At 38.2% G+C, this 25,889-nt stretch carries 23 protein-coding genes; 8 read left to right on the top strand and 15 right to left on the bottom strand.

All coding sequences use genetic code 11. The annotated features are described in order from the left end of the window. Positions 1-57 precede the first annotated feature (57 nt). The 10 genes from GQR44_RS07225 to hrpB form a co-directional block, all read right to left on the bottom strand. Positions 58-348, bottom strand: coding sequence for a SelT/SelW/SelH family protein (locus GQR44_RS07225; RefSeq protein ID WP_166370731.1), 291 nt, complete (start codon positions 346-348; stop codon positions 58-60). 176 nt (positions 349-524) lie between these two features. After that, positions 525-1,652, bottom strand: coding sequence for an ABC transporter permease (locus GQR44_RS07230; RefSeq protein WP_166370733.1), 1,128 nt, complete (start codon positions 1,650-1,652; stop codon positions 525-527). After that, positions 1,653-4,439, bottom strand: a complete 2,787-nt coding sequence (gene rbbA, locus GQR44_RS07235; RefSeq protein WP_205962997.1) for a ribosome-associated ATPase/putative transporter RbbA — start codon at positions 4,437-4,439, stop codon at positions 1,653-1,655. It lies immediately after the preceding gene. 68 nt (positions 4,440-4,507) lie between these two features. Beyond that, complete coding sequence (locus tag GQR44_RS07240) at positions 4,508-5,536, bottom strand: HlyD family efflux transporter periplasmic adaptor subunit (RefSeq protein WP_166370735.1); 1,029 nt, start codon at positions 5,534-5,536, stop codon at positions 4,508-4,510. A gap of 463 nt (positions 5,537-5,999) precedes the next feature. Beyond that, positions 6,000-6,332 carry an antibiotic biosynthesis monooxygenase gene (locus GQR44_RS07245; RefSeq protein WP_166370737.1) on the bottom strand — a complete coding sequence of 111 codons (333 nt, stop codon included), beginning with the start codon at positions 6,330-6,332 and terminating at the stop codon, positions 6,000-6,002. 101 nt (positions 6,333-6,433) lie between these two features. Then, positions 6,434-7,396, bottom strand: a complete 963-nt coding sequence (rlmF, locus tag GQR44_RS07250) for a 23S rRNA (adenine(1618)-N(6))-methyltransferase RlmF (protein ID WP_346774329.1) — start codon at positions 7,394-7,396, stop codon at positions 6,434-6,436. Between the two features lie 58 nt (positions 7,397-7,454). Further along, positions 7,455-8,249, bottom strand: coding sequence for a DUF3108 domain-containing protein (locus tag GQR44_RS07255; protein ID WP_166370741.1), 795 nt, complete (start codon positions 8,247-8,249; stop codon positions 7,455-7,457). Next, the gene (locus GQR44_RS07260; RefSeq protein WP_166370743.1) at positions 8,242-8,661 is read right to left on the bottom strand and encodes a SufE family protein; all 420 of its coding nucleotides are present in this window, start codon (positions 8,659-8,661) and stop codon (positions 8,242-8,244) included. The genes GQR44_RS07255 and GQR44_RS07260 overlap by 8 nt, the downstream gene beginning before the upstream one ends. A 1-nt stretch (position 8,662) precedes the next feature. Beyond that, the gene (mrcB, locus tag GQR44_RS07265; RefSeq protein WP_166370745.1) at positions 8,663-10,924 is read right to left on the bottom strand and encodes a penicillin-binding protein 1B; all 2,262 of its coding nucleotides are present in this window, start codon (positions 10,922-10,924) and stop codon (positions 8,663-8,665) included. Between the two features lie 81 nt (positions 10,925-11,005). Beyond that, the gene (hrpB, locus tag GQR44_RS07270) at positions 11,006-13,486 is read right to left on the bottom strand and encodes an ATP-dependent helicase HrpB (protein WP_166370747.1); all 2,481 of its coding nucleotides are present in this window, start codon (positions 13,484-13,486) and stop codon (positions 11,006-11,008) included. Between the two features lie 261 nt (positions 13,487-13,747). Here hrpB and dksA point away from each other — a divergent pair, with 261 nt between their 5' ends. From dksA to panD, 7 genes are all read left to right on the top strand, one after another. Continuing rightward, positions 13,748-14,197: an RNA polymerase-binding protein DksA gene (gene dksA, locus GQR44_RS07275; RefSeq protein WP_166370749.1), complete on the top strand. Its 450-nt coding sequence runs from the start codon at positions 13,748-13,750 to the stop codon at positions 14,195-14,197. 69 nt (positions 14,198-14,266) lie between these two features. Beyond that, entirely contained in the window at positions 14,267-15,172 is a 906-nt protein-coding gene (gluQRS, locus tag GQR44_RS07280; protein ID WP_166370751.1) for a tRNA glutamyl-Q(34) synthetase GluQRS, read from the top strand. A 246-nt stretch (positions 15,173-15,418) separates the two neighbouring features. Then, the gene (gene pcnB, locus GQR44_RS07285; RefSeq protein ID WP_346774330.1) at positions 15,419-16,744 is read left to right on the top strand and encodes a polynucleotide adenylyltransferase PcnB; all 1,326 of its coding nucleotides are present in this window, start codon (positions 15,419-15,421) and stop codon (positions 16,742-16,744) included. After that, positions 16,737-17,219 (top strand): 2-amino-4-hydroxy-6-hydroxymethyldihydropteridine diphosphokinase, encoded by a 483-nt coding sequence (gene folK, locus GQR44_RS07290; RefSeq protein WP_166370753.1) that lies wholly within the window; start codon positions 16,737-16,739, stop codon positions 17,217-17,219. The genes pcnB and folK overlap by 8 nt, the downstream gene beginning before the upstream one ends. 61 nt (positions 17,220-17,280) lie before the next feature. Further along, complete coding sequence (gene panB / locus GQR44_RS07295) at positions 17,281-18,075, top strand: 3-methyl-2-oxobutanoate hydroxymethyltransferase (RefSeq protein ID WP_166370755.1); 795 nt, start codon at positions 17,281-17,283, stop codon at positions 18,073-18,075. 47 nt (positions 18,076-18,122) lie between these two features. Continuing rightward, complete coding sequence (panC, locus tag GQR44_RS07300; protein ID WP_166370757.1) at positions 18,123-18,977, top strand: pantoate--beta-alanine ligase; 855 nt, start codon at positions 18,123-18,125, stop codon at positions 18,975-18,977. 70 nt (positions 18,978-19,047) lie between these two features. After that, positions 19,048-19,428 carry an aspartate 1-decarboxylase gene (panD, locus tag GQR44_RS07305; RefSeq protein WP_166370759.1) on the top strand — a complete coding sequence of 127 codons (381 nt, stop codon included), beginning with the start codon at positions 19,048-19,050 and terminating at the stop codon, positions 19,426-19,428. Between the two features lie 113 nt (positions 19,429-19,541). On the opposite strand, the gene GQR44_RS07310 is transcribed toward panD, so the two are convergent. The 5 genes from GQR44_RS07310 to GQR44_RS07330 form a co-directional block, all read right to left on the bottom strand. After that, the gene (locus GQR44_RS07310; protein ID WP_166370761.1) at positions 19,542-20,183 is read right to left on the bottom strand and encodes a protein-methionine-sulfoxide reductase heme-binding subunit MsrQ; all 642 of its coding nucleotides are present in this window, start codon (positions 20,181-20,183) and stop codon (positions 19,542-19,544) included. 50 nt (positions 20,184-20,233) lie between these two features. Further along, on the bottom strand, positions 20,234-21,256 hold the full coding sequence (gene msrP / locus GQR44_RS07315; RefSeq protein WP_166370763.1) for a protein-methionine-sulfoxide reductase catalytic subunit MsrP: 1,023 nt from the start codon (positions 21,254-21,256) through the stop codon (positions 20,234-20,236). A 124-nt stretch (positions 21,257-21,380) separates the two neighbouring features. Continuing rightward, a complete protein-coding gene (locus GQR44_RS07320; RefSeq protein WP_166370765.1) occupies positions 21,381-22,094 on the bottom strand; it encodes an SAM-dependent methyltransferase in 714 nt (237 codons plus the stop codon). After that, positions 22,091-22,864: an ABC transporter permease gene (locus tag GQR44_RS07325; RefSeq protein ID WP_028868509.1), complete on the bottom strand. Its 774-nt coding sequence runs from the start codon at positions 22,862-22,864 to the stop codon at positions 22,091-22,093. Before GQR44_RS07325 ends, GQR44_RS07320 begins: the two co-directional genes overlap by 4 nt. Then, positions 22,854-23,777, bottom strand: coding sequence for an ABC transporter ATP-binding protein (locus GQR44_RS07330; RefSeq protein ID WP_166370767.1), 924 nt, complete (start codon positions 23,775-23,777; stop codon positions 22,854-22,856). Before GQR44_RS07330 ends, GQR44_RS07325 begins: the two co-directional genes overlap by 11 nt. Before the next feature lie 570 nt (positions 23,778-24,347). Here GQR44_RS07330 and GQR44_RS07335 point away from each other — a divergent pair. Then, a complete protein-coding gene (locus GQR44_RS07335) occupies positions 24,348-25,790 on the top strand; it encodes a methyl-accepting chemotaxis protein (protein WP_166370769.1) in 1,443 nt (480 codons plus the stop codon). Positions 25,791-25,889 lie beyond the last annotated feature (99 nt).

Here is a 25,889-nt window from a genome sequence, read left to right on the forward strand (position 1 = left end):
GTGAAAAAATAAGTATTTTGTAAGCTTATATATCCTGCGTAGTGACATAATGAATAATCAAGACACGCTTTTAGTCGCTTTACGATCAATACAGCCTAAGTCTTTATCTGGGGCGATAACATCTCTGACCAACTGTTTTAATTCGGTTATTTCGGGGAAGCCGCCCTTCTCTTTACGAGACCAAATAAGCGTACCATTTGCGAACATTTCAAATATGCCACCTTCTCCGGGTAATAATGACACCTCATCTAACTCGTTTTCAAAAGTGCTTAATAACTCTTGGGCCATCCACGATGAGCGCATTAACCAGCGACATTTTTTACAATACTTAATTTCTATTTTATTCATGGGTGTAACGCTCCAAAGATAGATTCAATCATTAAAAATAAATAATACTTCAACATCAAGTTTATTACGTGATTTATTGTGTTACACGAACAATTTTTTACTTGAGGTTAAGCAATAAATCGCCAATATTATTGTTCAGCCAGCAGGTTCAACTTTGAGAACCCGTTTTATTTGTCTCATTTACTAACCGAAATGGACCGTCGGAATAATGCCAAACTTGCTGATAAGAAGATCGCCCCAAGGCCAATAATAATCAACAGCTCAGACCAAATGATACTCAAACCAGCTCCTCGAAAAGCGACCGCTTGAAAGAAAGCCATATAATGGCGAGAAGGAAAAAACCAAGTTAAAGGTTGTATGATCATCGGTTGACTCTCAATCGGAGTTAATCCACCCGAAAGCATCATCATAGGCATGATCACCATCATCAGTAACAATGCAAACTGCGCCATTGTTCGTGCAATCGTTCCCAAAAAAATACCAATGGCAGCGGAAGCAAATAGATAGATACCAGTTCCGCCAAGTAATAACCATCGAGAACCTGCAACCGGCACATCGAGTAGACCTTCGACAACAAACAACATCGATAACATAAACGCGACAAGAATAATTAATCCATTCGCCCAAACTTTAGCTATCGCAATTTGAAATGAGGTTAACGGCATAACCAATAGATGTTCGATGGTCCCATGCTCACGTTCACGCAACAAAGCTGCACCTGTCAATATAATGGTGAGTAAGGTTATCTGATTAAGTAACGCATTAATTGCGCCAAACCACATTCCCGTTCCATTAGGGTTAAAAGCACGCCGCTGAACCAGTGTCACAGGATAAGTAGTAACCTTATCAGAACGATTTATAAAATGATTTACCTCACTGGTAACGATACTCTGAATATAACTATTACCAAGACTTGCCTGTGAAACAGCAGTGGCATCAATATCGATTTGCACACTGGGTTGGTTACCTTCACGCACTTGTTTTTCAAAATCAGGTGGAATACTCACCACAAACATAAAGCGGTCGTGATCCATTGATTGATCAACTTGATCTGGGCTAATTAACACCGGTACTTTAAAATAAGGAGGATAAAGAGCACTGGCAATACTCCGAGAGAGTTCAGAATGATCTTCATCGACAATCGCAACCGATGCATTATTTACCGACTCACTCATCGCAGTCGCCTGAGTGTAGATGTCTAACGTAAATGCAAATACGATAAATCCAACCACAAAAATATCAGCAAAAACACTACGCAACTCTTTAACGCCAAGCCAGAAGATATTAATCCCAGTTTTGAACATTTAGGCCTCCTGTTTTTTCAAAATAGCAGCCGCAATGACTAAAAATATCGGTCCAAAAAGAGTCAATATAAGCAAGTCGCCGGTTAGGTCAGAGAAACCTAACCCTTTGGTGAATGCAGCGACACTCAAATGCATATAATAGGTTGCAGGCCAAACAGAGCCAATAAAATTACCAACTCCTTCTAAGGTGGAAGTCGGTTGAATCATTCCCGAAAACTGAATCGTCGGCATCAATGACAGAATAGAAGTAGCAAATATAGCGGCAACTTGAGATTTAGTCAGCGAAGAAATTAGTAAACCAAAGCTGGTCGATGCACAAACATACAAAAAAGCACCCAACGTTAATCCCAATAAACTTCCTTTTAGAGGAACCTGTAACAGAAAGACAACTAACAGCGTCAAAATTACAAAATTAGCCATTCCTATCGCAACATAAGGAAGCTGTTTACCAATCAAGTATTCAAACCGGTTGGTTGGAGTAACATAAAAGTTAGTAATTGTTCCAATCTCTTTTTCTCGCGAAATACTAACCGCCATCAAAATAGCTGGGAATAAAAGTAATAATAGAGCAGGGGTTTTAGGGCCAATTGAATAGATAGTTTCAAAGGACGGGTTATAACGATAACGAGATTCGATTAAAACATGTGCAGCAGCACTAGCGTCAATACCAGCATTGGTAGCAAGTTCTGTAAGATAATGGAGATGACTGCCTGCTACATAACCGGCGATAGTACTTGCACGAGTGGTATTCGCACCGTCTATCCATGTTGATATAGTTGTATTTTCACCCTTTTTCAGATTACGTCCAAAGCTAGGAGGGATCTCAATAGCGAGGGTAATATCATTAGACTTTAAGCGCTGTTCAAGTTGGTCTTTGCTATATAAGACAGGTTGTTCGAGAAAATATCGTGAGCCTTCAAAATTACTTAAATATTGTCGACTTTCAGGTGAATGATCCAAGTCTAATGCCGCATAACGTAAGTCTTCAACATCAAGAGAAACACCATAAGCAATAACGATCAGTAAAATCGCACTGCCAAAAAAGGCAAAGGCTAAACGCACTGAGTCTCGCATTACTTCCATTGTCTCAAGATAACTGTAAGCGAAAAGACGCTTAAGGCTAAACTGACCAGTAACAGAAAAGCCTTTTTTTGATCTTGTATTAAGAGTTGCATTAGATGTTGTATTTGATGCAATGCCAACTAAATCAGGAGGCACTTTCGTTGTGCTGGAGTTTTTAGAGACTGTTTCAGCAATGCCTTCTTCAATATAACTAATAAAAGCCGCTTCTAAAGAATCCGCGCCCTTCGCTTCAATTAAGTGTTGAGGAGTATCACAAACAAGTACTTGACCTGCATTCATCAATGAAATGCGATCACAACGTAATGCTTCGTTCATAAAATGTGTTGAAATAAAAATGGTTACTTTATCGTGGCGAGATAATTCAACTAATAGTTGCCAAAAACTATCCCTTGCAACGGGATCTACGCCCGAAGTTGGCTCATCGAGGATCAGCATTTCAGGCTCATGAATGACGGCCACAGCAAGGGAAAGACGTTGACGCATACCAAGCGGGAGCGATGAGGCAAGGGAATTCATATGTTTACGTAAATCAAAACGGTCAACCAAGGTAGCAATACGCTCAATCGTTTTTTTAGCACTGAGATGAAATAAGCGAGCATGTAATGTTAAATTTTGCTCCACGGTTAGCTCACCATAAAGTGAAAATGCTTGTGACATAAAACCTACACGATGCCTGATTGCTAAGTTATTCGCATCAACTAGTTTGCCAAATAAGAAAGCTTCTCCCTCAGAAACGGGCAGCAAGCCAGTTAACATTTTCATGGTAGTCGTTTTACCACATCCATTCGAACCAAGAAAACCAAAAATCTCGCCAGCCTGAATTTCAAAACTAACATTATTAACGGCAACGAAATCACCAAAGCGTCGAGTTAATCCCTGTGCTTTAATGGCTACAACGCCTTGTTTGTTGTCTAAAGCAGGGATCACCAGCTCGTTCGCTGTACCTCGTTTTTCTTTAGGTAATAAACGAACAAATGCAGTCTCGATATCTTTTGCACCTGTTTTAGCTTTTAGTGCCAGTGGAGTCCCGGTATCAAGAATTTTTCCATCATCCATTGCCACTAACCAATCAAAACCTTCCGCTTCATCCATATAAGCGGTGGAAACGAGCACACTCATGGTAGGACGTTCGCTACGAATATCTGTAATTAACTGCCAAAACTGGCGACGAGAAAGTGGATCAACCCCCGTGGTTGGTTCATCTAATATCAATAAATCAGGGTCATGGATAAGCGCACAACAAAGCCCTAATTTTTGTTTCATCCCGCCTGAAAGTTTACCCGCAGGACGAGATAAGAAAGCGCCAAGCCCCGTTGCATTAGTGAGTCTGTCAATACGGGTTTTGCGTTCAGTACTGCCCTGCCCAAAAAGCTTACCAAAAAAATCAAGGTTCTCTTCAACACTAAGCTCAGCATAAAGATTTTTTCCAAGCCCCTGTGGCATATAAGCAATACGCGGTCCGACACTGTTTCGATGCTGCACTGAACCCATATCGCCCCCAAGTACTTCGAGGTAACCTAACTGCAGCTTACGCGCACCTGAAATCAATCCCATCAAGGTAGACTTACCGACACCATCAGGCCCAAGTAAACCGACCATTAAACCCGCAGGTATATCTAACGTGAGATCATTAACAGCAGGCTTATTTCGATAGCAATGTGTTATCCCCTTAAGACAAATAACGGGATGATTTTGTGCAACCATAATAACTCCATCAATTTATAACTAATTGACATTTACTCTTGTTGTCAAAGCAACATTTACAGTAGTTGTTAATCAACATTTTCTGTAGATTTCTGATCGACATTTGAGGGTGATTTCTGAAGAAACTCAGGCCATACAGATGGCGCTTCGCCAGGCAATGGTGTCAATCGAATATAAGCAACACCACGAATACCCGTTTTCACTCGCTCAATATAATTCAAAACCAATTGTTCAGGGACTCGCACTTTGACACGAAACATTAGCTTTTCTCGTTCACTTTGTGTTTCAACCTGTTTTGGCGTAAATTGCGCCTCCGGTGAAACAAAACTCACGGTTGCAGGAATAGCAACATCAAGCACATCTAGCTTAATTCTAGCTTCAGCACCGATGGCAATACGATGAGCCTGCGCGGTGGGTAAAAAAACCTCCATATAAACATCAGCGAGATTGATCAGCGTCAGCACTTTACCACCACTGCCTAACACTTCACCGGGTTCTGAAAGACGATATAACACTCGACCAATCGTTGGTGAAATCAGTGTTGCATCATCAAGTTGAGTTTGAATTTCAGTGACATTTGCATTGGCAGCATCGACATTGCGTTGTCGTGAAATAAGCATCGCTTGAGCTGCATCTAGGTTTGCTTTAGCCACTGACACATTACTGACTCGAAGGTCATAATTTTCTTTGCTGGTATGACCTTTATCAATCAACGCTTTAACACGAGCAAGCTCTTGTTTTGCAAGAAGTTGTTGAGCCTTGTTCATTGAGATCGATGCTTGCGCAGAAGCAACAAGGCTTTTAGCACTGGCAACATCGGCTTCTGCACGAAGTTTCTGAGCATATAATTGAGCAGTATCAATCTGTGCCAGTGTTTGATCTGCTTGAACAAGATCCCCTTCTTTAACCAGTACCGTTTTAACACGGCCTGCGATTTTAGTGGATATATCAACCTGAACGGCTTCAATTCGTCCATTACTCACCGCAAAATCAGAGGCTAATTGTGGCGCTTTAAATGATTGCCACAGCCACCAACCTGATATAATGACCAGTATTAATACAGAGCCACCTATTAACTGTTTTACACTTTTATTCATGTGCTAAAACCTCGCTATATTTCAGTTCTTTATCACCTCTAAATTGTAGTCTTCTCCTCTGCAAATAAAAACCAATACATTCACAAATTAAAATATAAATTTTATTTTTATTTTATATATTTACAAGGGGTAATTGAAGAGGATAATAGGTAAAGATCACCCCCTAAATTAATAAAGAAAAGTAAGATAAAATAAACGAAAAAGTTGGATCTGAATGTTTTAAGCTATTTTAAATCTTCATTTATTAATGCATCTTGATGGCTAAGGAAAAGAAAAATAATAGCGAAGTAATATTGATATACCGTTAAATTACTTATTTAAATGGGTAGGAAAATTGCCTATTTAAATGGCTAGATAATAAAATATAATGCCAAGTGAAAGCTCAACCATAAACAAACAATGTTATCGATGAGCTTACTAGACCCTGCACTGAAATCAGCTTATTTAATTTAAAAAATGCTTATCAATTGCTATTAACTGCAGTATAAGTTGTCGTTTTTAATAAGTCAGTGTCCAATATTAATTTATGAAGTACGGTTGGTTTTCCTATTTTCAGAGTGGCTCTCATTCTATCTCTGGCTTGATTCTTATCGATAGGCCAATAATGATCATTTTCATACACATCTAAACTTGGCCATTGCGCATAGGCGATAAATTTTCCATTCTCTGAATGGTGTAATATTGAACCTAAACTACCAAAGTGCTGATAAATCAACTTCGTTGTTTCAGCCCATGACGCTTTAAATTGCTCTTCCATACCATCAATAACATCAAATTCTAGAATCACAGCTAGCATTGAGTTTCCTTTTAATATTTACTATGTCCGAGTCATTAAAAGACTTAGCTTAATTAACAGATGGTTTATTTAGCTACCATTCAAAGAGTTAAATAAATCAATTAGAAAATTTGCTGCCTTTGTTGTTGGTCTAAATAAGTCCATGCAAGAAAGCGGCTTATTTTATGCCCCTGTGACATCTCAATCACTTTCACTTGTTGAGGACTGTGCTTTTCTAGAGCTTTTTTCAAAGGGTTCACATTTTCACTTTTAGAAAGTAAACAAGTGAACCAACCAACTTGCTCTTTAATCTGCGCACTTTCAGCGATCATCTGCTTCACAAAAGCAATTTCACCACCAGCACAACTTAACTCATGCGATTGCCCAGAAAAATTTAAGTCAGTATCATTGTTAATTTTTTTATTCGCATTAGATAGTGCATGCTTACCAAGATTTTTTTGTTTTAATAAACTACCTGCAGTTGCTGCCTCCATTGAGGCATGAAAAGGAGGATTACACATCGAAAAAGCAAATTTATCCGACTTTTTTACCATACCCAATAAAATTTGTTGTGTATTTTTTTGTTCACGAATAATAATTTTTTTGCTGATATTTTTGTTCGCATTAACTAATAATGTCGCTGTTTTCACTGCCAACTTATCAATATCAACGCCGACAAAAGACCAATCGTAGCTACGACTACCTAGAATAGGATAAATACAGTTTGCACCACAGCCTATATCTAATCCTTTAATATGACTACCAGTAGGAGCTCCTCCTACAAGATCCTCACTTAATAAATCAGCAATGTAATGTACATAATCCACTCGTCCTGGAATAGGTGGGCATAAATAACCAACGGGGATTTGCCAAAAATCTATTTGATAAAAATGCGCTAATAATGCTTTATTCAATAATAAGACCGATTGTGCATCACTAAAGTTGATACTTAAGTCGCCTTTAGGGTTTTGTATCAAACAAGCCGCTAGTTCAGGGCATGACTTAACCAAAGCCGTAAAATCATATCGACCGATATGCTTATTACGAGGATGTAACGCCCCTTTACTGATTTTATTCTTTTTCACTTTCATCCTATTTCACTGTCATCATTTTTATGATTTTTATCATGGTGTCGGTATCAAATTAAAAATCAGTGCCATGCTCAACCAGCTCGCCATGGATATCTAACACTTTTCTTTGATATTCAAACTTAACCATTTGATAATCAAAATGAGGAGCAAACCAAGCAATAAACGTACGATCTTTCTTTCTGGTTTGTTGTACTCGATATACTTCCATTTCGCCGAACTTAGTTTTGATGACTTCAGTCCCTTTTAACTGAAAGTAATAATGTGCAATATCGTCAGATGTTTGCATATAAAACTCGAAATCTGTTTGTCCTTTTTTTAAACCTTCCCCTATTTGTAAGGTCACGGTATTAAAGTCAACAATGGGTCCTTCTTGGTTTGAGTATTCAGCACTTTCACCATTATTAACGACCTCTGAATGATGGCCTGTTGGGTCAAATTTAGCGCTCATTTTGACCGTACTAAACCCAACACTTTCTCTAAAAAATGAACGACTTAAAAATAAATCTTTTGTCTCATCCCAGACGATGTCTGATTGTTGACTACCACCAAATGAAAAATATAAAAAAGAAAAATCAGCAACTGAGTTAACCTCAACATTTTTTCCTTTCCAACGGTACTCTTGAGTCATATCACCAATCGATATACTTTTATAATAAACATCATAAACATAACGATGTTCACTATTAGCGGCTACTGCGGCAGCTCCACTATTTATTTCAGCATCTGTAGATACATCAGCAGCGACATTTACTTGTTGTTGTGCAGACGCCTCATTTGCTGTCGCAAAAACAGAGTGAGTGAGTAAAAATAAGCTATAAAAAACAATCTTAAGTTGAAACTTAGTCAATGGTATTGACTCCTTTAATAGTATTTATAATGGCAAATAAACCATTGGCACGAGATGGACTCAAATGATTTAACAACCCTAATTGAGCAAACAGCTCCTGATAATCAATATCCTCTATTTGCTGTTTTGTTTTTCCTTGAAAAATTAACCAAATAATTTTCATTAACCCTTTGACCACACGAGTGTCACTGTCCATTTTAAAATCATAAACACCGTTTTCTTCGGTGATCACTAACCACGCTAAACTCTCACAACCTTTTACTTGATGCTGTTCTAATTTTAACTGCTCAGGAAAGCTATCTAACTTTTTACCTAATTGAATAATGAGCCGGTATTGTGCATCCCAACTTTTATTATGAGAAAATGCATCCCGTAGCTGCTCTACATTAGTTATTGGTGTTAATTGTTGCACTTTAGTTCCCTACTTTTGCTTTCATATAATCAGAGAACAAGACTAATGCCCCGCTACTGCCTGTTAACTCTGCACTTTTATTATTATCTTTCCCAACCCATGTGGTGACCACTTCATCTTTATCAAACCCGACAAACCAGCTATCGTTAAGATTATTGGTGGTCCCCGTTTTACCAGCAAAGTCTTGCCCAGGGTTGCGCCAACGTAAACTACGAGCAGTCCCTTCTGTAGTCACTTTATGTAATGCATTAGATAATTGTGACACCGATTGTGATGAAAATATTTGCTGCGCATGTTGACTACGTTGATAAACCACCTCGCCTTGACTCGATACAATGGAGCGAATCATTGTTAACGGTTTATACACTCCTTTCATGCTAATTGGTTGATACATTTGCGCGACTTGAAAAGGAGATAATGACACACTGCCTAGCACTAAAGATGGATAAGCAGGTATTTTTTCATTAACCCCCATTTTATGCAAACTATCAATAACATTGCCTAAACCTACTTGCATCCCAAGGTTTACGGTCGGGACATTCAATGAGTGCACTAATGCATATTCAACGGTCACCTCTCCACGGAATTTTCGATCGTAATTTTTAGGACGCCAGCGCTGACCGGTGCTATTTTTGAGGATAATCGCTTTATCATTTAATGTATCGGTTAATGCATAGCCTTGATCTAGTGCAGTTAAATAAACCGCAGGTTTAACCAAAGAACCAATTGGCCGACTTGCGTCTAAGGCTCGATTAAAACCACTAAACTTAACATTCTTACCGGAAACAATCGCACGCACTTCAGCATATTCGCGGTCAGTAATGACCATCGCACCTTGTAAGTCACGCTGCCCCTCTTTTTGTACTTTTGGTACCCCATTCTGTATCGCCATTTCAGCATTTTTTTGCGCTAAAGGAGAAATTGACGTAAAGATCGATAAGCCACTTTTTTTACGTACACTTGCCGGTACATCACTTTGTAACTCTCGGTTTAACAAACTCACAAAAGCTGGATTAGCACGGTTATTTAACGCCTTGGCATTACTTAAATTAAGGTTTCCCTTAGCCGCTATACGATATTGTGCGGTATTAATATAGTTATGCTCCAGCATTAAACGTAACACTAAATCTCGACGTGCCAGTGCTCGTTCAGGATTCCTTCTTGGGTTGTAGTAGGAAGGACCTTTGATAATTGCCACCAATAATGCAATTTGCTCAACGCGCAACTCATCAACCGGACGTGCAAAATAAAAATCGCTAGCTAACTCAATACCATAAATACCCGTCGCACCATTTTGAGCTAAATACACTTCATTTAAGTAAGCTTCTAATATTTTATCTTTACTGTATTTATGATCAATTAACACCGCCATATACGCTTCTTGAAACTTACGCCATAAGCTACGCTCTTGAGATAAAAACAAATTTTTTGCTAATTGCTGCGTTAATGTACTACCTCCTTGTACCGTTCTCCCCGCTTTAAAATTAACAATAAACGCGCGCAAAATAGCAAAAGGTGACACACCTTGATGATGATAAAAATTACGATCTTCCATTAATAGCAATGTATTAATAAAGAGATCCGGTATTTTTTCAAAAGGTACAAAGACCCGGTCTTGAATTTGCTTGCTATTCAGCCTGTCTAATAACAAAGGGTCTAAACGAAATTGTTGCAAATGCCTTTGCTGTCTACTGCTAAGATCACTCACCCCTTGCCCATTAAAACTCACCGTCACTAATTGTGCAGGCTCAGACCGGTCGGAGAAATCAAACGCACGACGATATATAGTGACTTTATTACCACTGGTTGCAAACTGTCCTGCGCTTTGTACATTCCTCACAGGACGATAATTCAATAACCTGAGCTCCCCAACCAAGGCGTGTTGGGTTAATGGCGATGCGACCTGTAATGTAAGAGGCCTTGCATATAATGCGGCAGGCAGAGTCCACGTAGATCCATCTAAACGGCGCTCTATTTTTTTATCAAAATAGATGCCACAAATAATAATAAACGCAATAAAAGCAAGACTCGCTTTCCAGATAATTGACCATAAGCCTTTAAAGAAACGCTGTTTAAAGGAAGGTGTCAGCGATTTATTGGTACTTTTTTTAGTATTTTTTCTTGCTGTAGGTTTACGAGTTGTTTTGGGGTTTTTAGCAGTACTTTTTTCCCCATTTTCTTTTTTAGCGCCTTGTTTGAGTTTACCTTTTGTCGCTTCTTTCGGTTTGCTCTTAGCGCTTTCATTTTTAGGTGTTTTTGCCATAACAGATTTAGTTAACTCATTTTTTAATAAATTTTAGGTATGTATTAGCCATGTAAAGCACGATCATCGCGCACCATAACATTATCTAGATAAATGTTTTTTAGTTTTCCGTGTTGCTAATGCATTCGCCGGGTCGTCGGGCCAAAAATGTTTCGGATAGCGCCCTTTCATCTCTTTTTGTACTTCTTTGTAAGCGCCAGACCAAAATGAATGCAAATTTTGAGTAACTTGTAATGGTTTCATCGCCGGTGATAACAAGGCTAATTGAATATCGATACGCCCATCAAAGATACACGGAGTTTGTGCCTGACCATATAATTCCTGCATTTTAACCGACAATAATGGATTTTGTTGCTCTCGATATTGTAATTTTATCGCCGAGCCCGTAGGCACTGTGATCGTTTGTGGAAACTGTGCCTCTAGCTTTTGTTGTTGTGACCAAGTTAAACGAGATAATAATGCAGCTTTCAAATCAATTTTTTTAAATTGCTCAGGTTGCGTAATCCCTGTACAAAAAGGGGCGAGCCATAATTCTAATTGTTCAATTAATGTCTCCTCACTGAAGTCAACGGCCTCTTTTTCACCCGCTAACTTATACTGTTCAGAGGCATAACGTAAACGGGTTAATAAGGCTTTGTTCGCGTCACTCCAATGTAAAATAGACAGTCCAGCTTGTCTTAAACCATTTAATAATGCACTTAACTTTTGTTGCTTCGAGACCTTAGCAAGCGGTAAACGGCTGATTGTAATTTTACCCAACATCAAACGTTGCTCAGCAATCAGTTTATTTTCTTTTAATGACCAACATAAGTAATCAACAGACTTTAAGTAATGTGGAAGGTAAGCTTTTATGGTCTCTAAATTGATACTACAGGCTTTAAAGATAAGGCTATTAGTTTTTTGCTCCGACAGCGCAAGGTCTGCAACCACCAGCATCTTTTCATTTAATAGTGCAGAATGATTAACCAAACATGCTCCCGCTCCATTACTCAATAAATAGTCAAGAGATTGCCCGTTACTACGACTCATTGCAATACGATCAGGGAAAGCAATCGCTAATAGCAGCCCACAATATTGCATTGGTAAACTGCTAGGCATTTTCTGAGAGCATTTTTTAAGCAATATTTGATATTGTTTTTTCACTGGATAAGAAACGGAATTTAACTGTGCTTCAATATCATCGTTCCCTTTTTCATTTGCTTCTAAAAATGCGGCGATTAAACAGCCTAATGCTACCACTCCAGATTGCTTTAAGGTGCACTCTAAGGTTTTAGCGGTGATCAGCATATGTCCTAATCGAGGTGTTAAGGCAAGTTCAATGATCTGCTCACCATGGGCAGTACAACGGCCACGAGAATCTATTGCGTTAATACTTTGCAATAACTGTTGTGCCACCTGAATATTATTCTCGTTTGGCTGAGTTAAAAAAGGCAATTGTTTAGGATGAGTAACTCCCCAAGCACTTACTTCAAGCATTAAAGCCGTTAATTCACTTTGTAAAATAGGCGCTTCATTCTGTGCCCTTAAACGCTTTTCTTTAGCCCAAAGTCGATAACAAGTACCCGCACTTAAACGCCCGGCTCGACCTGCGCGTTGCGTGGCGCTTGCCTCGCTGATGGTCTGGCTTTTCAACTTGCCAATCCCCGTTTGAGCTTGAAAATGAAAACTTCGCTCAACACCGGAGTCAACCACCACAGTAATGCCATCGATAGTTAAACTGGTTTCTGCAATATTAGTAGCGACCACTATCTTACGCATTTTATTAGGAGGAGATTGAATCGCTAATTGCTGATCATCTAAACTTAATTTACCGTATAAGGGGGCTAATAAAATGGGTAGCTGTAGAGCATCAATCCAATGTTGTAAATCCCGGCAACAGCGAAGAATTTCTTTCACTCCTGCAACGAATACCAATATATTGCCAGTTTGTTGCTGATAAGCCATTTTAATTAATGCGACTAATGCTTGTTGCTGAGCAACGCCCCCTTCCTGCCCCATAACAGGTTGATAAACATATTCGAGAGGGTAACCCCGACCTTCACAACTGACGTAAGCCGCGGCGGGTAAATGTTGTTGTAATGCCTGATTATCCAAAGTTGCAGACATCACCAACAAGGTTAAATCTTCGCGCAAACTTGCCTGGGCATCTAAACATAAAGCCAAACCTAAATCAGCTTGAAGATTTCGCTCATGAAATTCATCAAAAATAACTAAATCAATTCCTGTTAGCTCGGGATCTTGCTGTAATAATCGAATCAAAATACCTTCAGTAACTATTTCAAGTTGTGTCTCAGCACTTACCTTAGATTCACCACGTAATCGATATCCTACTTGCTGGCCGATTGGTTGACCTAATTGTTTAGCAAGATAGTGAGCAATATTTCGCGCGGCTAAACGACGCGGCTCTAACATAATAATTTTGCCGCCAAACCACCGTTCTTTTAACAAAACTAAGGGGAGACAAGTAGATTTACCCGCACCTGGTGGTGCTTGAAGGATCACTTGAGGGCACAAATTAAGTTGTTGTTTAAGTTCAGCGAGAACCGCTTGAATAGGTAGCATCGAAGATAAAATCCTTTAAAAATAGAACTACATGCAAAAGACAAAACAGCACAGAGAATAATCAAATATGATAAAAAAAAGATCATAGCGTCACAATTAGTAACTGATCATTTGACTCGGGTAACAATTATTGCTATAGATAGCCGCCGAAAAAAACTGATGTCTCTATGTTAGCAAAGTTTGTTCGACCTACTACTTATATTTATCACCGTTTTGATGCGTCTAAAGCGTATTTACACTGCATCGGAAGAAGGAAAATTTATGCCCGCTATTAAAAGCAAAAAAACACTCGGTATTTTAGCCATTGCTGGAGTAGAGCCATACCAAGAAAAAGCTGGTGAGGAATACATGGGTAAACCTCAACGTGATCATTTCACCAGTATTCTTAAAGCATGGACTACACAGCTTCGCGAAGAAGTCGACCGCACTGTTGATCATATGAAAGATGAAGCATCAAATTTCCCAGATCCTGTTGACCGCGCAACACAAGAAGAAGAGTTCAGCTTGGAATTGCGTGCACGCGATCGTGAACGTCAATTAATCACTAAAATTGCAAAAACACTGAAAAAAATCGAAGCTGATGATTTCGGATTTTGTGAATCTTGTGGTGTTGAAATTGGTATTCGCCGTTTAGAAGCTCGTCCTACTGCAGATTTATGTATCGACTGTAAAACACTGGCAGAGATAAAAGAAAAACAAAGTATTGGTTAATCCTTGTGATTAAACGAATTAAAAAACGGTTAGCATTTGCTAGCCGTTTTTGTTTTTAGAGAAAATAATTTGTTATTAAAAGAGAACAAGCAATATATTGGACGATTTGCTCCTTCACCTTCAGGACCATTACATTTTGGTTCTTTAGTGGCTGCGGTTGGTAGTTATTTGCAAGCTAAATCTCAGCATGGAGTATGGCAAGTTCGTATTGAAGATATCGACCCGCCTCGAGAAATTGCCGGAGCCAGTGAAGATATATTACAAACACTCCAAGCTTATGGTTTATTATGGGATGGTAATGTAATCTATCAACATCAAAGAAGCCAAGCCTATGAAGCCATATTAGACGCATTAACTAAACAAAATCTCTGCTATGCATGCAGTTGCACACGTAAAATGATCAAGCAACAAGGCGGTTTTTATCAAGGTCAGTGTCGAGATAAACAGCACTCACCCGTTGCGAATGCATTACGTATTAACTTGTCATCTATCCGTTACAAAACCACCCATTTTAAAGATAAGTTACAAGGCTTGATTGAACTGGATGCCACTCAAGTGGACGATGATTTTATTATTAAACGTAAAGATGGCTTATATGCTTATAATCTTGCCGTGGTGATAGATGATATTGAGCAAGGTGTTACGGAAGTGGTAAGAGGTGCAGACTTAATTAGCACAACAGGTAAACAAATAAGTCTTTACCAACTACTTGATGCTAAAGTGCCCAGTTATGTTCATTTACCTTTAGCGGTGACGGCGCCAGGGTTTAAACTTTCGAAACAAAATCATGCGACAGCGGTGGATAAAAAAAATCCAGTGCCAACCTTGCTAAAAGTGTTGGCTTTTTTAGGTCACCCAGTGCCGAAGAACATAGCACAATCGAACTGTGCAGAAATTTTACTGTGGGCACAGCAGCATTGGTGTTTAAACAATGTGCCTAAACAGCTAGAAATTCAACTGCCTGTCACGCTTTAATAAAGGACTTTATTAAAGCACTGTAGTAGTACATAAAATGTCTACTTTAATAAAGCGAAATACACAGAAGCAAATTTAATTTGTTTTTAATAACTTGCGCACATAAAATGAGCGCATTATTTTCAGACTAATTCCATCTAAGTAGATGCAAAGGATAGAGCTATTAAACGCTTAAGCAAACTTGTAAAAAAAGTATTTCAAAAGAAAAAAACGCCACAAGCCGCAGTATCGCTTGATCAATATAAGATCCCACGCGAAGAACATTCAATTTCTCGTTCGGATATTGACGAAAATGCATTGAAGGTTTTGTATCGTTTACATAATGCAGGTTACCGCGCTTTATTGGTTGGCGGTGGTGTGCGTGACTTATTATTAGGCTTGAAGCCTAAAGATTTTGATATTACGACAAATGCTACCCCTGAAGAAGTTAAAGCTTTATTTAGGAATTGCCGCTTAATTGGTCGCCGTTTCCGTCTTGCACACATTTTATTTGGTCGTGAAATCATTGAAGTTGCCACTTTTCGAGGCCATCACGATGAAGCAGAGCAAGACAAACAAAAGGTCAAACAATCGCAAGAAGGTATGTTGTTACGCGATAATGTTTACGGCTCTTTAGAAGAAGATGCTGAACGTCGTGACTTTACTGTTAACGCACTGTATTACGATATCGCTGATTTCTCTTTATATGACTTCTGCGGTGGTATGAACGATTTAGCAAAACGTCGTTTAACCTTAATTGGTGAACCAGAGGTTCGTTACCGTGAAGATCCTGTGCGTATGTTGCGCGCGATCCGATTTGCAGCAAAATTAGATTTATCTATCAGTGAAGAATGTGCTGAGCCAATTCGCCGTTTAGCTTCTTTATTACAAGATATTCCTGCGGCACGCCATTTTGATGAAGTAATAAAATTACTATTATCAGGTCAAGGTTTAGCAACTTATCGATTATTAAAAGAATATAAATTATTAGCGGTACTATTCCCGATTTTATTTAAAGATGGCGAAGATGACAAAGCCACTAAAATGATTGAACAAGCTTTAATGGATACTGATAAGCGTATCTCTGAAGGTAAGCGAGTGACCCCTGCTTATATCTATGCAGTGATGTTATGGTACCCGCTTGAGCAACGAGCATTAGAGATGAGCTTTGAAAGTGGTATCGAATTACACGATGCATTTATGCTAGCGATGAATGAAGTGTTAACCATTCAAGTCAAAACTATTGCTATTCCTAAGCGCTTCACCGCGGCTATTCGTGATATCTGGGTTTTACAGCATCGTCTACCCCGCTTTGGAGGTAAACGCGCACAGCGTGTTTATGCGCATGAGAAGTTCCGAGCTGCCTTTGACTTTTTAGCATTAAGAGCACGTGTTGAACAAAGTCGCGAACTAGCTGAACTAACGGCATGGTGGGAAGAATATCAATTGCACAACAAATTACCTGAGCACCAATATGCTCGTCAAAATGTCAATAAAGCAAAAGAATACAAACCAGAAGCAAATCAACCTGCTAAAAAGCGTCGCTACAGCAAAGCCAAGCGTAAACCCGCACCGAGTAAAAGCAATGATTAGTTATATTGGTATTGGCAGTAACCAAGCACAGCCAATTGAACAAGCAAAACAAGCCATCACAGCACTTTCTAATATAAAAGATACCAAACTACTGATGTGTTCATCTTTATATAGAAGTGCGCCTATGGGGCCACAGGATCAACCTGATTATATCAATGCTGTCGCTAAACTAGAGACAACACTATCTGCGCTTGAACTACTAGATGCACTACAGGTCATTGAACAGGAACAAGGACGCGAACGTAAAGCTTTGCGTTGGGGGCCACGTACCTTAGATTTAGATATTCTTTTGTATGCAGATCAAGAGATAGAAAATGAGCGCTTAACCGTACCTCATTATGGGATGAAAGAGCGTGAGTTTGTGCTTTACCCACTCTTTGAAATAGCACCAACATTGCAAATGCCCAATGGCACTTCTTTGATCGAGATACTTAAACATTGCGATAAAAATGGTTTGACCGCTATTACAGGTTGAATTAATTCATCACCTCAGTAAAATCATGCAACAATTACCCCACTGCTAGTTAGGAGCAATAATGGCTAAAGTAAACGTTTCGCGTTTAGCTAAAATGAAACAAGAGCAAGAAAAAATTACTTGTATCACCGCATATGATGCGAGTTTTGCAGCTATTTTTGATCAAGCAGGTATTCAAGTTTTATTGGTAGGTGACTCTTTAGGCATGGTATTACAAGGGCATGACTCTACCTTACCAGTGACTGTAGAGCATATTGCATATCACACAGCAGCCGTTGCTAGCATCACCAAGAAATCTTTAATTATTGCTGACTTACCGTTTATGTCTTACGCAACACCAGAGCAAACTTACATCAATGCAGCGACGTTAATGCGCGCAGGTGCAAATATGGTCAAGCTTGAAGGTGGTGCTTGGTTAACAGCATCTGTAAAAGGCTTGATCGAGCGCGGTATTCCAGTTTGTGGTCATTTAGGGTTAACACCACAATCTGTTAATGTTTTCGGTGGTTATAAGGTCCAAGGCAGAGCTGATGCTCAGGCTGATAAATTACTTGAAGATGCCCTCGCATTGCAAACAGCAGGCATTCAACTTTTAGTACTTGAATGTGTACCTGTTGCTTTAGCTGAGCGAGTCACTAAAGCGTTGCATATACCTGTTATCGGTATTGGCGCAGGAACAGAAACAGACGGTCAAATATTAGTAATGCACGATGCATTTGGTATTTCAGCTGGGTTTTGCCCTAAGTTTTCTAAAAACTTTTTAGTAGAGACCGGCGATATTCGTCGTGCTGTTGTGCTTTATAAAGAACAAGTAGAAAATAAAATTTTCCCTGGCGCTGAACATAGCTTTTATTAACGCCAACAACCGTTATTAATAACAACTTTTTTTGTTAAGAGTTAACCATGCAAATAATTAAAGATCCGACTTTACTACGTAATGAAATAAAAAAAATTAAACAGCAAGGTGCACAAGTTAGCTTTGTACCAACCATGGGGAACTTACATCAAGGGCACTTAACGCTTGTTAAAGAAGCTCAACAACATGCCGAAGTTACTGTTGTTAGTATTTTTGTTAACCCAATGCAGTTTAATAACGCAGATGACCTTGCGAATTACCCAAAAACATTAGATGCAGATTGTGCCAAGCTTGAACAAGCAGGGGTTGATATTGTATTTATCCCTTCTGCACAGGTCATTTATCCAAATGGGCTACATTCTCAAACGGTTGTAGAAGTACCAGGTATTTCAGATTGTTTAGAAGGTGAATTACGTCCAGGACATTTTCGGGGTGTAAGCACCATCGTTGCTAAACTATTTAATTTAGTACAACCCGATTTTGCCTGCTTTGGAGAAAAAGATTTTCAACAACTGTGTGTGATAAAACAAATGGTAGTTGATTTGGCCATGCCCATTGAAATTATTGCAGTTGCTACCGTTAGAGAATCTTCGGGCTTAGCAATGAGTTCGCGCAATAATAAGTTATCAGCCGATCAAAAAATAATTGCACCAAAAGTTGCAGAAGTGATGAATGACCTTGGACAAAAAGTTCAAGTTAATCCTGAAACCAGTAAGCAATTAATTGAAGATGCAAGCCAAACTTTAAACAAAGTAGGCTTTAAAACTGATAAAATTCATGTGGTTGACCCACTTACATTGGCACCTTTAAACTCAGACAGTAAGCAAGCTGTGGTGTTAATGGCCGCTTTCTTAGGAGAGACTCGCTTAATTGATAACTTAGTTGTTAATTTGCACCAATAAAGTTTTTACTTTATAGTCGCCTCTGTTGAAAAAACAAACATTTTAAATTTTTTAGACTCAAAGGTTTTGTATGAAAAAGACACTGCTAACAGGCAAATTGCACCAAGCGCGCGTTACCCATGCTGAATTAAATTACGAGGGTTCATGTGCAATCGATCAAGACCTTCTTGAGCAATCGGGTATTTTAGAATACGAACAGATTGAGATTTACAACATCGATAACGGCGCTCGCTTTTCTACCTATGCAATCATTGGTGAACGTGGTTCAAAAATAATTTCTGTTAATGGTGCTGCTGCACGTCAAGCTGCAGTAGGAGACCGTGTTATTATCTGTACTTACGCTAGTTTCGAAGCCGAAGAGATTAAAGGCCATAAACCTAGCCTAGTATATTTAGATAAAGACAATAATATTGTCCGCACCAGCAAAGATGTTCCAATCCAAGTAGCGTAGTTAAGACCTAAACGCTCCTGCAGATTGAAAAAAGCCGCTAATATTTATTATTAGCGGCTTTTTTGTGTATGTTTGGGCTGAATCCTCGCTTTATACCTATACCTGATAAGTTATTAATTTGAAGGCTTAGGTGCCTTTTTAATAGCCGTCATTAGCATTTTAAATTTTACTCTAAAGTAAGCGTTACGCTCTCTGAGCAGAATAAAACAAATAACAAAGTAAATACTCGGTTCGATTAAGCCAGACTTTACTGACCAATAATAATGCACTGTGCCCAATAAAACAGCAACGTATACCCAGCGGTGTAACGTAAACCAAGTTTGTTTCATTTTCTTTCTAATGGCAGTTAATGAAGTAATACTGAGTAACAGTAAAATAAACCAGGCCAACATACCTAATGTTAAATAAGGTCGTTTAATTACTTCATCGAATAATAAGAATACTTCCCAGTTTAATTCTAACCATAAAAATGCAATCAAGTGTAAGCATATCCAAGCAAATGAATATAAGCCTAGAACACGCTTTAAACGTGCTAATAGAGGCTGTTTAAAGCGTTTACTAATAGGAGTTATAGCAAGTGTGATTAACAAGTAATTTAAACCTGTTTTACCCAAAAAATGTATCATCTCTTTAACAGGGTCTGCACCTAACTGATTACTATCAATTAACAGGTAAAAATACAATAACACCGATAGCGAAGCGATATGAATAATCGCTTTTATTAATGTTATCGCCAAAGGTGGTATTTTATTCATGCTTAACGCGCTCTGTTATAAGGTTAAGGTTAAGGTTAATGAGATTAGGTTTAGAAATTACGTAGTAGATCCATGCCTTTATACAAATGACCTACTTCTTCTTCGTAACCATTAAACATCAGTGTATTTTGGCGGCTTTGTTGGAATACATTACCTTCACCAATAAAGCGCTCACTTGCCTGGCTCCAGCGAGGATGATCAGCACGCGGATTAACATTCGCAAAGAAACCATACTCATCAGGACCAAGAGCTTGCCATGTATTAACGGGAGCTTTATCTGTAAGGGTGATTTTCACAATCGACTTAATACTCTTAAAGCCATACTTCCAGGGCACAACCAATCGAATAGGCGCTCCATTTTGCGGTGCTAATGTTTTGCCATAGAGACCAACAGAGAGCAATGCAAGCGGGTTCATCGCTTCTTCAATGGTTAAACCTTCCACATATGGAAAGTTAATACTGCCCCCGACGAACCGAGAAGCTTGCCCACGCATTTGGTCTGGGTCAAAGACAGTTTCAAAGCGAACATACTTAGCATCGGACTTAACACCCGCTTGCTTTAATAACGTTGCCAAAGTGAAACCTAACCAAGGAATATTCATCGACCAAGCTTCAACGCAACGCATGCGATATAAACGTTCTTCGATATCGAACTTTTTAAGTAGGTCTTCGTAGTTTAATGTTTGTGGATTATCCACTAGGCCATCAATAGTTAATGACCAAGGATCAACTTTAAATTGCTGACTATATTGAGCGGGATCCCCCTTTCCTGTGCCAAATTCATAAAAGTTATTATATTGAATAACTTTATCTTCAGGCGTCAATGGTGTGAGCGATTGGTAGTTAGTATTTTTAGTAAATGATAAAGCAGAGCGTTGGAATAATGCATTTTTATCCTGATCGTTACCACTAGAAAAAATATCGAAAACACTGGCACTAGCAGGTTTAATAAAAGGGATAGTTAAAGCAGCAAGGCCTAGACCTTTGATGATATTACGGCGCTCTTTATAGACTGACTCGCTAGTTAATTGTGACTCTTTTAATTGCGATTTTTTAGTGTGTTTTATTAGCATCTTTTTTCCTCTCTCAGTTTTCACTTCGACTGTATAAAAAGATAGACCGCTAAAACACACTTTATATTTCATGTGATTAAAAAATAGTTGAAGTTTATAGGCCTCCCCTATTTATAAACACAGATTATAAATCACAGGTTAAACGCAAAGACTGCTGACCGCTTGCCCAATATTTACGTTCAAAGGGTGTAATCGCTTGTTCTGCGCTATAAATTTCAGTCTTACTCTCAACGTTAGCTAATTGTAATGCCCGTTGAAACTCTTCAACATAAGTAAACCAATTGCTGCGCAAATCAAGTTGACCACCTAATTTAATTATCGATGGGAAAACAGCACTACCGTGCCAACGACGTTGCAAATGTTTAGATTTAGGCCACGGATTAGGATATAGCAAATAATGGTGTGATAGAGCCCAATTTGCTTCAACAGCAAGACGCCAAAAATCATTTAAATTAACTTGTAACAAACGATAGTTATCTAAATCTTCAGAACCATTAGCATTTAAATGATCATGGCTGCCTGTCACTAAAGGCTCGCCATCAACAGCATGTTTTGATAACCGGTCTGCAGATTTATCCATTCCTAGCACAATTGCTTCGGGGTGTGCTTTTGCAATATGATAAGTGCTTTCACCAACACCACAACATGAATCGAATATAATCGGCTTACCTTGTTGCTCAACCCACTTTTCAACTTCCTTAAACGCTTCTAGAGTATGCGTTTGATAAGGTTTTTTAAAGTCATGTTGTAAATGCTTTAGCACCACTTCATCTAATTTCTCGTGCAACCCCACTTGATTAGATGTAATAATTCTTGAGTCACCAGTAATTTCATTCATGAGCGAATACCTGCGCCTTTTTTAAGTAACACGGCTGCTAACGTGTAACCTATAATTATAAATGTAAATATCACAGTAAACGACCAAATTACTGGTACATCAGAGACTCCTAAAAACCCATAACGGAAAGCGTTGATCATGTAAAAAACCGGATTAAAATGAGACACACCTTGCCAAAACTCTGGAAGCAGTGAAATAGAATAAAAAACACCACCAAGATACGTTAAAGGTGTTAACACAAAAGTAGGAATAATACTGATATCATCAAAGGTTTTAGCGAAAATAGCATTCAATAAACCACCGATAGAAAAAAGAATAGAAGTACAAAGTACACTCGCTATCAGGACCAATACATTATGGATATGTAAATCAACAAAAAACAAAGAAACTAAAGTAACAATAAATCCGACCATCAAACCTCGCGCAACACCACCTCCAACATACCCCCAAATAATTAGATAGTTTGGAACAGGTGCAACGAGCAATTCTTCAATATTACGCTGGAATTTAGCGCTAAAGAATGACGAGGCTACATTTGAATAGGAGTTGGTGATCACAGACATCATGATCAAACCAGGAACGATGAAAGCCATATAACTAAACCCATTCATTTCACCAATTCTTGCCCCAATAAGGTTACCAAAAATAACAAAATACAGAGACATGGTGATAGCAGGTGGGACTAATGTTTGCACCCATATACGCAAAAAGCGATTAACTTCTTTAGTCCAAATACTTTTAACTGCTATCACATATTGTTTATTTAGCATCGATAACTCCATTTTTAACTAACTCTAAAAATAATTCTTCTAAGCGATTAGATTTGTTTCTAAGGCTTTTGACTTCAACACCTTGCTTTGTTAATAATTCAAAAATATTGTTCAATGAATGGGCTTTAGCTAACTCTAATTCGACTGTTCGCTCATCAATTATGGTTAATTTGTAATCTTTGGTTTCTGGCAAATGTGCCGTAGAGTTAACATCTAAAATGAAAGTCTCATTCTCTAAACGGCCAATTAATTCCTTCATACTGGTATTAATCACTAATTCACCTTTATTGATAATACCGATGTTACGACATAAACTTTCCGCTTCCTCTAAATAGTGAGTTGTTAAAATAATAGTCACCCCCTGTTTATTGAGTTTTGTTAAAAACTCCCACATCGAGCGACGTAATTCGATATCAACACCTGCAGTCGGTTCATCAAGGATCAATAATTTTGGTTCATGCATTAATGCTCTCGCAATCATCAGACGTCGTTTCATTCCGCCAGATAACTCCCTTGCAGGTTCATTACGTTTTTCCCATAAGTCGAGCTGTTTTAGATACTTTTCAGCTCTAATAAATGCTTCTTTTCGCGGCGTACCATAAAAGCCCGCTTGATTAACTAATATCTGTAATGGCGGTTCGAATGGATTGAAGTTAAATTCCTGTGGTACTAAACCAATTTGGCTTTTGGCAGCTTCAAGTTGTGTATCGATGTCGTAACCGAATACGCGTACCTGGCCTGAGCTTTTATTCACTAACGATGAAATGATACCTATAGTTGTTGATTTGCCCGCACCATTTGGCCCTAACAGAGCATAAAAGTCGCCTTCAGCAACTTCTAGAGAAACACCTTTTAGGGCAACAACACCGCCTTTATAGGTTTTAGTTATATTTTGAAGTTCGATTGCATTCATAACAATATAAGCCTTAGTAATTGATAGTTCATGCGTTGCAATAATGAAATTGGAGCGATGACTGAAAATATTGAATAACGGTAAATTGTAACATTAATCGTTGATAAAAATAGGATTAACAAATACCGAAAATTTGTAAGGGTTTATTGAGATAAAGTTCAATGAGAGTATTCAAATAATCAATATTTCAAAAATAATTAACAATGTCCCACATATTAAAAGTACATAACAGCTTTCAGTAAAGTACGCTCAACTCCTCTATTCAGATAATTATCTACTAAATTTTATTCAAAAAAAACTGTAAAAAGCGCTTCTACCAAGTAGTTACTGTTGACTTATGACAAGCACCTCTTAATGAGTAAACTATTAATTATATTTACTAAAGATAATGCAACAGGTGCCGATATAGTTTTTTGTATCTCTGTAATTTTTAGTAAAAAAGAACAAAAAAATTAATAAGTTAACAAGTAATGATACACATAAAATAGTTCCTAAAATTAATTAACACTGAAAGCCTAGTATTGGCTATGACTGTTGCATTTAAAAAATAAAGTGCTCCATGGAGAAGATATGAAAGAAGTTAAATTCCGTAATGTAGATAAACTATTCATAAAGATGTCAATTAATGACAAGTTTTGGATCATTTTAGGTTTGTTTTTAATTGTGTTAACAGCACTGTCCTTTAGTCGATATCAAAATGATCTACAACAAATCGAAAAACAATCAATGTTCGCTTTAGAAAGAGAGTTGTCAGGTATAGTTTTAGCATTAGAGTCTAGTGAACAACTAAATAAACTGAGCTCATTTAATATTACTGAATCCAGTTCAAAAAAAGTATCAGCACGAAGCGAAGACAAATTAACAGCCGTTATTCAAACTAATTCTCAAAAATATGCTTCATTAGCGAAAGCGGTGACATCACAAGAAAAAGCGGCGAAACAACAAGCCTTAAATTCTTTGTACTTCTCATATCTTTGGTTACTACCCTTTGCTCTTGTCCTCTATTGGACCGCAACTTTTCTCGGAGGCGCATTATGGGTATTGTGGAATACCACTGAAAATATTTCTAAAGGAGACCTCACTTCCCGTTTAGGCTTTCACCCTGGTAGAGATGAGTTTGGCACCATTGGTTGTGGACTTGACGACGCGATGGACACTTTAACTGAATTAGTAGAGATCGTTAAAGAGAATGCAGAAACACTTCATCATGCATCGTCTTCTTTTGCGAATGAAACACGCCAAAGCGAAGAACATATTAATCATCAATATGTTTCACTCGATGCAGTAGCAACAGCCATGGAAGAAATGACAGCATCGTCACAGGAAGTCACCGACATTTCTAAAAAAGCATCGCTGCAGATTGAAAATAATTCGGAATATATTAAACAAAGTGATAACCGTGTACAGCATGCAGTGAAAGAGATCCAACAATTATCTTCTTACATCGATCAAACATCTGACTCGGTCATCACGCTGCAAGAGAATACGATAAAAATTAATGACGTAGTCACAACTATCAACTCTATCTCAGAGCAAACTAATTTACTTGCGCTTAATGCAGCAATTGAAGCAGCCCGAGCTGGAGAAATGGGAAGAGGTTTTGCAGTTGTTGCCGATGAGGTTAGAACGTTGGCGGGGCGAACTCAATCAGCCACACTTGAGATTCAATCAATGATTGAAAATTTACAATTAGAAACCAATAACATTTCAAATATGACTCAAAATACGGTCAAGCAAGCACAAATAAGTCGCGAATTGATTGTAGAGATTGGCAGCGATGTCAATTCTATTAAAGAATCTTCACAAACGATCAATGACATGAGCTATCAAATATCAGTTTCTTCGGAAGAACAAAGTTCAGTATCTAATAATATATCTGAAGAACTGAGCAGTATTCGTTTACAATCTAATACAGTTAAAGACTTAGTAAGTCAGTCAGCAAAAGGTGTGGTTAAATTATCTAGCGCATCGGAAAATCTAGGTAATATTTTGGCTCGTTATCAAACCAAATAGATAATTTGCATTACCTTTAGCTATATATGCCCGTTATCTTTTAATTTTCAAAAAAGTCATTAAACCTTAGGGTGAAATGATTTAATGGATAAAACTGAC

It is taken from the genome of Psychromonas sp. SA13A (assembly GCF_011378715.1).
Taxonomy (GTDB): domain Bacteria; phylum Pseudomonadota; class Gammaproteobacteria; order Enterobacterales; family Psychromonadaceae; genus Psychromonas.